The following is a 12,182-nucleotide window of genomic DNA, read 5'->3' as shown; positions in this document are numbered from 1 at the left end:
GTCTGGCCGGAACAGTCCGGAAAAGGGATAACCCTGCTTTCGAAAACTCTGTTCTGCCTGACAGGGTCAAAAAGCTTTGAAGCTTTTGAAACATTTCAAAGTCAAAAGCAGACCTTTGAAGCTGTAAGGCATTAATTGAAATTGTTTTGATGTTAATGGAAATTTTTGCGTGGCTTTTCTTTAGTACGTCTCGGACCCTATGTGATTTTGCTTCAGAGGGTTTAAACGATGCGCAAGAATTCAAGCTCCCCGACTGTCAGGAAAGCGGGTTTTACAGAAAACGGTCCAGCTTATTTTATGCTGAGTCGTTTGGGGATTGCCGATACTGATGATCAGGATATGGACCGCGCAATCGTCCGGATCGCGGATGTCCGGCCCGGCGACGAGCTTGTTCTCAAGGAGGGTTACAGCCTGCCCGAGGGCATGAGCTGGAGCTATGATCCGGAGACAGGCACCGGCACGCTGAGCGGTGCAGGGTCCAGGGCGGAGTATCAGGAAGCCCTGCGCAATGTCGGCTATCACAGCACATCGAACAATCCCGACAACTTCGGCAACAATCCGGACCGCATTATCAGGGTTGAAGTCAGTGACGGGTATGGCAACAGCAATGTTGTCGGCACAAGAATCGCGATCATGGGGATGAATGACCCTGCGGTTCTGGATATCTCTCTTGTCAGGGACGCGAGCTTTACAGAAGGCAGCGCGCCAGCAACCCTTCTGGACGGGATCGTGCTGTCCGATCCGGACAGCGCCTCGATGGAGGGGGCAACGGTCCGGATCGCGGATTTCCGGCCTGGTGACGCGCTTGTCCTGCCGGAGGGCTATATTCTGCCAAGGGGTATGAGCTGGAGCTACGATCCGGAGACAGGGATCGGCACGCTGAGCGGACCCGGTTCTGCTGCGGACTATCAGGATGTGCTGGGCAAAATTGCCTATCTCAGCAGATCGGACAACCCGGATGACTTCGGCAGGGATCCGGAGCGAACTATCATCACGCAGGTGAACGACGGAAGCGGCAACGCTGAGCCTGTCAGCACAAAAGTCCAGGTGACAGGGGTGAATGATCCGGCGGTTCTGGACACTTCTGCTGTCAGGGGAGCGAACTTTACAGAAGAGGGTGCAGCCGTTCCCGTGCTGGAGGGTGCAACGCTTTCCGATACGGACAGCGAGACCATGGCGGCTGCGATCGTTCAGATTGTCAATCCGCTTGCGGGGGATGCACTTGTTCTCAAGGAGGGTTACAGCCTGCCGGAAGGCATGAGCTGGCGCTACAATTCTGTGACAGGGATTGGTGAGCTGAGTGGTGTCGCTTCCGTTGCGGACTATCAGGAGGCTCTGAACAACATTGCCTATCACAGCACGTCTGACAATCCGGACAACTTCGGTGCCAATACCTATCGCGAGATCTCCGCTCTGGTTTATGATGGTGCCCATGCCAGTGTGCCGGTGAACAGCATCGTCCGTGTGATCGGCGTGAACGATGCGACGGAGGTGAAGAACCCTGCCGGCAATACCCGTGCTGAAGCTCCTGCCATTGACATCCCGCAGCAATTGAAACCGGATGTGTTGGCAGATGGTGGCCGCATTGAAGCCGAGACTTACGGTGATGATGTCTATGCTCAGCGCTATGATGAGGCCGGTCAACCGGTTGGCGAACCGTTCCGGGTCAACAGCACAACGGCAGATAAGTTTTTCGAACCGAAAATCGCGGCTTTGGCAGACGGTGGCTGGATTATCGTATGGCAGTCAATTGATGCTGATGGTTCCGGTGCTGGTGTCGTCTATCAGCGTTACAATGCTGCTGGCGAGAAGGTCGGCGGAGAAGAGGTGGCCAATGACCATACCAATGGCAGTCAGCTTGCTCCGTTTGTTGCCGCTCTGCCGAACGGTGGCTATGTGATCGTCTGGATCAGCGATGGCCGGGATGGTTTCGATGCGGGGATCTATGGGCGGGTATATGACCGGAACGGTCAGCCGATTGTCAACGAGCCCTCCACCAACAGCCAGGGCGAATTCCTGGTCAAAAAGGGCTATCTGCTCGATCCGGAGATCAGGTTGCTGGATGATGGTAGCTGGATGGTCCTGTGGGAGGGTGCCAATGGCGATATGTACGGTCGGTTTTACAATGCGGATGGCAGCCCGCTTGCTGACGGGTTTCTGATTGAGAATTCGAAAGGAAACAATGACATAGATGTCGCGCTGCTGGCAGATGGTAGCCGGGTTGTGGTGTGGAGTGCCTGGAGCGGAGGCGATGATTACCACGATGTTTATGGACAGCTCTATTCGGCGACCGGCGAGAAGATCGGTGAACCGATCCCGCTCAACATGATCTCGGCAGGAAATCAGGCGAACGTCATCGTCAGGGCGCTGGCAGATGGCGGCTGGGTGGCCACCTGGCTCAATAACGGTGACGAATACTACAGCCGGGCCTTCAATGCAGACGGTACCGCTAGACCCGCAACCTTCACGGAAGGCGGCTATGCGGTTCCCGTGCTGGGTGCAGTTGAGCTGTCTGATGTGGATGATCAGGGGCTGGAGAGTGCGACGGTCCGTATTGATGGTGTCCAGCCCGGTGACGCGCTTGTGCTTGCGAAGGGTTACAGTCTGCCGGAGGGTATGAACTGGAGCTATGATCCGGCGACAGGCATCGGCACGCTGAGCGGGCCCGGCTCCGTTGTGGACTATCAGCAAGCCCTGCGCCACATTGTCTATCAAAGCACATCGGACAATCCGGACAACTACGGGAACAATCCGGAGCGGACAATCATCACACAGGTGAATGACGGAAACGGCAATGGAGATCCAATCAGCACAACCCTTGGCATCGTTCCTGTCAATCAGGCGCCTGTGCTGGAAAACCCCGGTCTTCCGGGTGTTCTCTATGAAGCGAAGTTTGCGCAGGCACCAACCGGAGGTGGACAGCCGTCGCTTGATGATGTCCTGGCAAACAGTCCTGCCTTTGGCCCGGATACTCCGCTGGTGTTGAGAGAGTTCCAGGGCGACAACGCTGTGGACACTCTGACCAGAATTACCGGCAGGATCTGGCTCGAAGAGGGCAAGACCTATCAGTTCCTCGAGGCCGTTGATGATGTGACCAAACTGACGCTCAACGGTCGGGAAATCCTGAGCGACAGTTCGTCGTTCCGGAGCACGACCGGCAGCTTCACACCAGCAAAATCCGGCTTCTATGATTTCGAATTCCTTGCGATGAACTGGCAGGGCAACGGTGACTATCTCCTGCAATATCGTCAGGAAGGGGAAGCGGACTGGCAACCCATTGTGGCCCGACCCGGGTTTCCCGGAGGGGATTACACGGAAGGCGGTGCGGCTGTGCCGGTTCTGGGCGGTGTCGTTCTGTCCGATGCCGATAATCAGAATGTGGACGGGGCAACGGTCCGGATCACGGATGTCCGGCCGGGTGACGCGCTTGTCCTTGCGGATGGTTACAGCCTGCCGGAGGGTATGAGCTGGAGCTATGATCCGAAAATAGGTGTCGGCACGCTGAGCGGGGCCGGCTCTGTTGCGGATTATCAGGAGGCCCTGCGCAACATCGCCTATCACAGTACGTCAGCAAATCCTGACGACTACGGCAATGATCCGGAGCGCACCATCAGCACAGAGGTGAATGATGGAAGTGCCACCGGTGCCGTTGTCAGTACAACCATTGGCATCATCCCTGTAAACGACACGTCAGAGCTGGGCATGGCACCAGAGTCTGTGCGCTCCAACAGCTATACCAGCAATCGTCAGGCGGTGCCGGAGCTTGCGGCAAAGTCCGACGGGGGCTGGGTCGCGATCTGGACAAGCCTGGGTCAGGATGCGGGCGGCACCAGTGATGGTGTTTACGGTCAGGCCTATGATGCCTATGGCAGGCCACAAGGTCAGGAGTTCCATGCGAATTCATACACCTGGGGAGAACAGTGGAATGGGGATGTTGCAGCCCTGCCCGATGGAGGGTGGGTTGCTATCTGGGGGTCCCAGCAGAAAAGGACGAACATCAAGGATATTCGCGCTCAGGCCTTCAATGCAGATGGCAGCAAGCGGGGGCCGGAGTTTGTGGTTAACAACCAGACGGCTGGTGATCAGATCCATCCGGCTGTAACGGTGCTGGAAGACGGCGGCTGGGTGGCTGTCTGGCAAAGCTCTTCAGGTGGGCACCATGTCTATGGCCGGGCCTATGACAGGGATGGCAGTCCGAAAGGTCCCCAGTTCCGGATCAACAGTCACACGAGCGGCCAGCACGTCAATCCGGACGTCACAGCCCTGCCGGACGGTGGCTGGGTGGCTATATGGCAGGGTGCGGGAGACGGCGACGGACAGGGTGCCTATGCCCGGATCTATGACAGGGATGGCAACCCGAAAGGTCCCCAGTTCCGGGTGAATGATCATACCGGTGGCGGTCAGATCTGGCCGGATATTGTGCCTTTGAAAGACGGGAGTCTGGTGGCCGTATGGAGCGGCGACGGTGAAGGCGACGGTTCGGGTGTCTATGCCCGGATATTTGACGAGAATGGTAATCCGAAAGGTCCCCAGTTCCTGCTCAATGATGAGTACACGACTGGCATACAGTGGGATCCGGCTGTTGCTGCACTGGAAGACGGTGGCTGGGTTGCGGTCTGGAGCGGTGCCGGAGAAGGCGACGGAGATGGTGTCTTTGCCCGCCGTTTTGACAAGGATGGAAATCCGCAGGGCCCTCAGTTCCGGGTCAATGATGACACGGCGGGTTTGCAGGGCTCTCCTGCCATTACAGCGCTTCCCGATGGGGGCTGGGTGATTGCATGGGAGGGACGCGGAGCGGACGGCTCGGCCAATGACATTTATCTGCAGCGTTATGATGCCAATGGTGTGCCGGTCAATATGAAGGCCTATACAGAGGGCGGTGCAGCGGTGGCAGTCTTTGACACACTGGATCTGACCGATGTCGATAACCAGAGCATTGAAAGTGCGACGGTCCGGGTTATGGATGGTTTTCAGCCCGGTGACGCGCTTGCCTTCAGGGAAGGTTACAGTCTGCCCGAGGGCATGAGCTGGAGCTATGATCAGGAGACAGGTATCGGCACCCTGAGCGGGCCCGGTTCTGCCGCGGACTATCAGGAAGCCCTGCGGAACATCACCTATCGCAGCACGTCCGACAATCCGGACAACTTCGGCAACAATCCCGGTCGCACCATCAGCACAGAGGTGAATGATGGCAGTGGCAACAGCGAGTCTGTCAGCACGAAGGTCGGGGTGAGCGGAGTGAATGACAGGGCGGTTCTGGATGCCTCTGCTGTCAGGGAAGGCGACTATACCGAAGACGGCACGCCAGCAGTTCTTCTGGACGGGATCGTTCTGTCCGATCCGGACAGCGGCCTGATGGACGGTGCAACGATCCGGATTGAGGATTTCCGGGAGGGCGACGCGCTTACCCTTCTGGGTTACACTCTGCCTGCGGGCATGAGTTGGCGCTATGATCTGGGCACAGGTGTCGGTACGTTGAGCGGGGCTGCTTCAGTCGCGGACTATCAGGAAGCTCTGCGCAATATCAAGTACAGGAGCACGTCCGACAATCCGGACAACTACGGCAACGATCCGGAGCGGACCATTGTCACGCAGGTGAATGATGGCAGTGGCAACGGTGAAGCTGTCCGGACAAAGGTCGGGGTGAGCGGAGTGAACGACAGGGCGGTTCTGGATGCCTCTGCTGTCAGGGAAGGCGATTACACCGAAGGTGGCACGCCAGCGGTTCTTCTGGACGGGATTGTCCTGTCTGACCCGGACAGCGGCCTGATGGACGGTGCAACGATCCGGATTGAGGATTTCCGGGAGGGCGACGCGCTTACCCTTCTGGGTTACACCCTGCCTGCAGGTATGAGCTGGCACTATGATCTGGACACAGGCATTGCCACGCTGAGCGGGGCTGCTTCAGTCGCGGACTATCAGGAAGCTCTGCGCAATATCAAGTACAGGAGCACGTCCGACAATCCGGACAACTACGGTAACGATCCTGAGCGCACCATTGTCACGCAGGTGAACGATGGCACTGGCAACGGTGAAGCTGTCCGGACAAAGCTCGGCATCACCCCTGTCAATCAGGCCCCCGTGCTGGACAACTCTGCCGGCAGTCGTGAAACCCCGACAGATGATGTTCCACAGGCACGGACTGTGCTGAAGGATGGCGGCAGGATTACAGCCTGGGATTCCGGTGGCGAGGTCTTTGGCCGGGCCTACAATGCGGATGGAACGCCACAAGGCCCCGCGTTCCGGGCCAACACCAGAACAAGCAATCACCAGTCCGGTGCGACCGCAACGGCTCTGGAAGATGGCGGCTGGATTATTGCTTGGCAGTCTCTTTATGCGGACGGGTCCAGCTATGCTGTGCGTTATCAGCGGTATGATTCCGAGGGTCGCAAGGTCGGCGTGGAACGACAGGCCAACGACTACACAAATGACCGTCAGCTTTACCCCTCTGTGGTGGGGCTGCCCAATGGCGGTTATGTAATCGTCTGGCAGAGCAAGGGTCAGGATGGTTCCGGTTTCGGTATCTATGGCAAGGCTTACAACAAGGACGGTCAGGAGATTTACAGCAGCTCCAACGGCTGGCGAAGCGAGTTCCCTGTCAATAACACCACGACAGAGGGCAATCAGCAGCGCGCGAGCGTCACGGCCCTTGAGGACAGTGGCTGGGTTGTCACATGGCGGGGGCCTGACGGAACCTATGGCCGGATTTACAAGCCGGACGGCAATCCGCTGAGTGACGAGTTTCAGATCATCAACACGGTAACAAGTGACGTGGATGTCGCGCCTCTGAAAGATGGTGGCTGGATTGCGGTCTGGAGCGCGAACGACAGCGACGGCAAGGGTGTTTATGGTCAGCTCTTCGCTGCGGACGGTTCAAAGATCGGCGGGCCTATCCCGCTGAATGTGATCACAGCCGGAAACCAGACGAACGTCAGCGTCAAGGCACTGGACGATGGCGGCTGGGTTGCCACCTGGGACAATGCCGGGGCGATCTACAGCCGGGCCTTCAATGCAGACGGGACGCCACGGCCCACCTTTACCTTCGTTGAAGGTGAGGATGCAGTTCCTGTCTTTGACAGTGTTGTGCTGTCCGATGTTGATGATCAGGATATGACCGGTGCAACCGTCCGGATCGCGGAGGGTTTCCAGCCCGGTGACGTGCTTGCCTTTGCTGAGGGTTACACTCTGCCCGAGGGTATGAGCTGGAGCTATGATCCGAAAACAGGCGTCGGCACGCTGAGCGGGCCGGGTTCGAAGGCTGATTATCAGGAGGCTCTGCGCAATCTGGTTTATCGCAGCAATTCGGACAATCCGGACAACTATGGCAAGGACACCCTGCGCACCATGACTGCTGAGGTCACTGACGGAGAGGGCAACAGCAATACCGTGACCTCGGACGTTGGTGTCAAAGGCGTGAACGGAGTTCCGGTTCTGGATATCTCTGCTGTCAGTGACGCGGACTATACAGAAGACGGGGCAGCGGTTCTTCTGGGCGGGATCGTTCTGTCCGACCCGGACAGCGAGGCCATGGATACTGCAACGGTCCGGATTGATGAGGGTTTCCAGCCCGGCGACGCGCTTGTACTGGCAGACGGTTACACTCTGCCCGAAGGCATGAACTGGAGCTATGATCCGGCCACAGGTATCGGCACGCTGAGCGGGCCCGGTTCTGCTGCCGACTATCAGGAAGCCTTGCGGAACATCACCTATCGCAGCACATCTGACAATCCTGACAACTTCGGCAACAATCCTGAGCGCACCATTGTCACGCAGGTGAACGATGGCAGTGGCAACGGTGAAGCTGTCCGGACAAAGGTCGGGGTGAATGGTGTGAATGACAAGGCGGTTCTGGATGCCTCTGCTGTCAGGGAAGGCGACTATACCGAAGGCGGCACGCCAGCGGTTCTTCTGGACGGGATTGTACTGATCGATCCGGACAGCGAAACCGTGGATGGTGCAACGGTCAAAATTACAGAAGGCTTTCAAAAGGATGACGACGAACTTGTCTTCAAGGAGGGTTACAGTCTGCCGGAGGGTATGAGCTGGAGCTATGATCCGGAGACAGGCATCGGCACACTGAGTGGTTCCGGTTCTGTTGCGGACTATCAGGAGGCCCTGCGCAACATTGCCTATCAAAGCAAGTCTGACAATCCTGACAACTTCGGCAACAATCCGGAGCGCACCATTGTCACACAGGTGAATGATGGCAGTGGCAATGGCACGCCAGTCAGCACAAAGGTCGGGGTGACAGGGACGGATGATCCTTCTGTCATTGACACATCCGGGGTGAAGTCCGCTGATTATGTGGAAAACGGAACACCCGTTGCACCTTTCGACGGGGCGGTTCTGTCCGACCCGGACAACAGGGTCGAAGCCCTGCTGGTCTATGTTGACAATCCCCAGACCGGAGACATTCTGGATCTGGCGCCCGGTTATACACTGCCGGATGGTTTCACTGTTTTGTACAATGATGATGAGGCAGGAACTGCAGGAGCTACGATCAGAATCATCAACAGTTCCGGAGCTTCGGCAGAGGCCTTTCAGGAAGTTCTGCGGAATATTGTCTACAACAACACATCGAAAAATCCTGATGCCTATGGAGCAGAGCCAACCCGCACCATCAAGGCCCGTTTCGACAATGATGATGAGGACAGCAGTGACACGGTGTCCGCGACCGTGACGGTCAAAGCCATCAACGAAGCGCCTGTGCTGGACAATTCTGCCGGTGAGAGCCGCGAAACTCCGACAGATGATGTTCCTCAGGCGCGGACTGTGTTGAAGGATGGTGGCTGGATTACAACCAGAGATTCCGGTGGGGAGGTCTTTGGCCGGGCCTACAACGCGGATGGAACGCCACAGGGTCCCGAGTTCCGTGCCAACACCAGAACAGCCAATCACCAGTCCGGTGCGACCGCAACGGCTCTGGAAGATGGCGGCTGGATCATTGCCTGGCAGTCTCTCTTGGCAGACGGGTCCAGCTATGCTGTGCGTTATCAGCGGTATGACGCCGAGGGTCGCAAGGTCGGCGTGGAACGACAGGCCAATGACTACACAAATGACCGTCAGCTTTACCCCTCTGTGGTGGGGCTGCCCAATGGCGGTTATGTGATCGTCTGGGAGAGCAAGGGGCAGGATGGCTCCGGTTTCGGCATCTATGGCAAGGCTTTCAACAAGGACGGCCAACCGCTTTACAGCAGCTCCAACGGTTTCCGGAGCGAGTTTCCTGTCAACACCACGACAGGGGGCGATCAGGATCGCGCGATTGTCACAGCCCTTGACGACAGTGGCTGGGTTGTCACGTGGCGCGGCTCTGATGGTGGGACCTATGGCCGGATCTACAAGCCGGACGGCAATCCGCTGAGCGGCGAGTTCCATATCCTCAACGCGTCAGTAAGGGCGGATGTCGCGCCCCTGAAAGAGGGCGGCTGGGTTGCGGTCTGGAGCGCGAACGACAGCGATGGCAAGGGTGTTTATGGTCAGCTCTATGCGGCGGACGGTTCAAAGATTGGCGGGCCTATCCCGCTGAATGCGATCACGGCCGGAAACCAGACCGGTGTAACGGTCAAGGCGCTGGACGATGGTGGCTGGGTGGCCACCTGGGACAATGCCGGAGTGCCCTACAGCAGGACCTTCAATGCAGACGGGACGCCACGGCCTCCTGTAACCTTTGTTGAAGGTGAGGACGCTGTTCCTGTCTTCGACAAAGTTATTCTGTCTGATGTTGATGATCTGGATATGACCGGTGCAACCGTCCGGATCGCGGAGGGTTTCCAGCCCGGCGACGCGCTTGCCTTCAGGGAGGGTTACAGCCTGCCGGAGGGCATGAGCTGGAGCTACGATCCGGCCACAGGCATTGGCACGTTGAGTGGAGCCGGTTCAAAGGCCGACTATCAGGAGGCCCTGCGCAATCTGGTTTATCGCAGTACATCGGAAAACCCGGACAACTATGGCAAGGACACCCTGCGCACCATCAGCACAGAGGTGAATGATGGCAGTGGCAACAGCGAGTCTGTCAGCACGAAGGTCGGGGTGAGCGGAGTGAATGACAGGGCGGTTCTGGATGCCTCTGCTGTCAGGGAAGGCGACTATACCGAAGACGGCACGCCAGCAGTTCTTCTGGACGGGATCGTTCTGTCCGATCCGGACAGCGGCCTGATGGACGGTGCAACGATCCGGATTGAGGATTTCCGGGAGGGCGACGCGCTTACCCTTCTGGGTTACACTCTGCCTGCGGGCATGAGTTGGCGCTATGATCTGGGCACAGGTGTCGGTACGTTGAGCGGGGCTGCTTCAGTCGCGGACTATCAGGAAGCTCTGCGCAATATCAAGTACAGGAGCACGTCCGACAATCCGGACAACTACGGCAACGATCCGGAGCGGACCATTGTCACGCAGGTGAATGATGGCAGTGGCAACGGTGAAGCTGTCCGGACAAAGGTCGGGGTGAGCGGAGTGAACGACAGGGCGGTTCTGGATGCCTCTGCTGTCAGGGAAGGCGATTACACCGAAGGTGGCACGCCAGCGGTTCTTCTGGACGGGATTGTCCTGTCTGACCCGGACAGCGGCCTGATGGACGGTGCAACGATCCGGATTGAGGATTTCCGGGAGGGCGACGCGCTTACCCTTCTGGGTTACACCCTGCCTGCAGGTATGAGCTGGCACTATGATCTGGACACAGGCATTGCCACGCTGAGCGGGGCTGCTTCAGTCGCGGACTATCAGGAAGCTCTGCGCAATATCAAGTACAGGAGCACGTCCGACAATCCGGACAACTACGGTAACGATCCTGAGCGCACCATTGTCACGCAGGTGAACGATGGCACTGGCAACGGTGAAGCTGTCCGGACAAAGCTCGGCATCACCCCTGTCAATCAGGCCCCCGTGCTGGACAACTCTGCCGGCAGTCGTGAAACCCCGACAGATGATGTTCCACAGGCACGGACTGTGCTGAAGGATGGCGGCAGGATTACAGCCTGGGATTCCGGTGGCGAGGTCTTTGGCCGGGCCTACAATGCGGATGGAACGCCACAAGGCCCCGCGTTCCGGGCCAACACCAGAACAAGCAATCACCAGTCCGGTGCGACCGCAACGGCTCTGGAAGATGGCGGCTGGATTATTGCTTGGCAGTCTCTTTATGCGGACGGGTCCAGCTATGCTGTGCGTTATCAGCGGTATGATTCCGAGGGTCGCAAGGTCGGCGTGGAACGACAGGCCAACGACTACACAAATGACCGTCAGCTTTACCCCTCTGTGGTGGGGCTGCCCAATGGCGGTTATGTAATCGTCTGGCAGAGCAAGGGTCAGGATGGTTCCGGTTTCGGTATCTATGGCAAGGCTTACAACAAGGACGGTCAGGAGATTTACAGCAGCTCCAACGGCTGGCGAAGCGAGTTCCCTGTCAATAACACCACGACAGAGGGCAATCAGCAGCGCGCGAGCGTCACGGCCCTTGAGGACAGTGGCTGGGTTGTCACATGGCGGGGGCCTGACGGAACCTATGGCCGGATTTACAAGCCGGACGGCAATCCGCTGAGTGACGAGTTTCAGATCATCAACACGGTAACAAGTGACGTGGATGTCGCGCCTCTGAAAGATGGTGGCTGGATTGCGGTCTGGAGCGCGAACGACAGCGACGGCAAGGGTGTTTATGGTCAGCTCTTCGCTGCGGACGGTTCAAAGATCGGCGGGCCTATCCCGCTGAATGTGATCACAGCCGGAAACCAGACGAACGTCAGCGTCAAGGCACTGGACGATGGCGGCTGGGTTGCCACCTGGGACAATGCCGGGGCGATCTACAGCCGGGCCTTCAATGCAGACGGGACGCCACGGCCCACCTTTACCTTCGTTGAAGGTGAGGATGCAGTTCCTGTCTTTGACAGTGTTGTGCTGTCCGATGTTGATGATCAGGATATGACCGGTGCAACCGTCCGGATCGCGGAGGGTTTCCAGCCCGGTGACGTGCTTGCCTTTGCTGAGGGTTACACTCTGCCCGAGGGTATGAGCTGGAGCTATGATCCGAAAACAGGCGTCGGCACGCTGAGCGGGCCGGGTTCGAAGGCTGATTATCAGGAGGCTCTGCGCAATCTGGTTTATCGCAGCAATTCGGACAATCCGGACAACTATGGCAAGGACACCCTGCGCACCATGACTGCTGAGGTCACTGACGGAGAGGGCAACAGCAA

1 pseudogene is annotated in these 12,182 nt (G+C 57.9%); it reads left to right on the top strand.

Going from position 1 to position 12,182, the window contains the following annotated elements:
• Positions 1 to 228: 228 nt before the first annotated feature.
• Positions 229 to 12,182: pseudogene (locus AAAH10_RS00005) on the top strand (hypothetical protein); the annotation flags it as partial.

Origin of the sequence: Carbonatibacter coralli (assembly GCF_039592655.1) — a bacterium.
GTDB classification, from domain to species: Bacteria; Pseudomonadota; Alphaproteobacteria; order Kiloniellales; family Kiloniellaceae; genus Carbonatibacter; species Carbonatibacter coralli.
The sequence above is the reverse complement of the archived record's forward strand: the minus strand, read 5'-3'. Positions and strand labels throughout refer to the sequence as shown.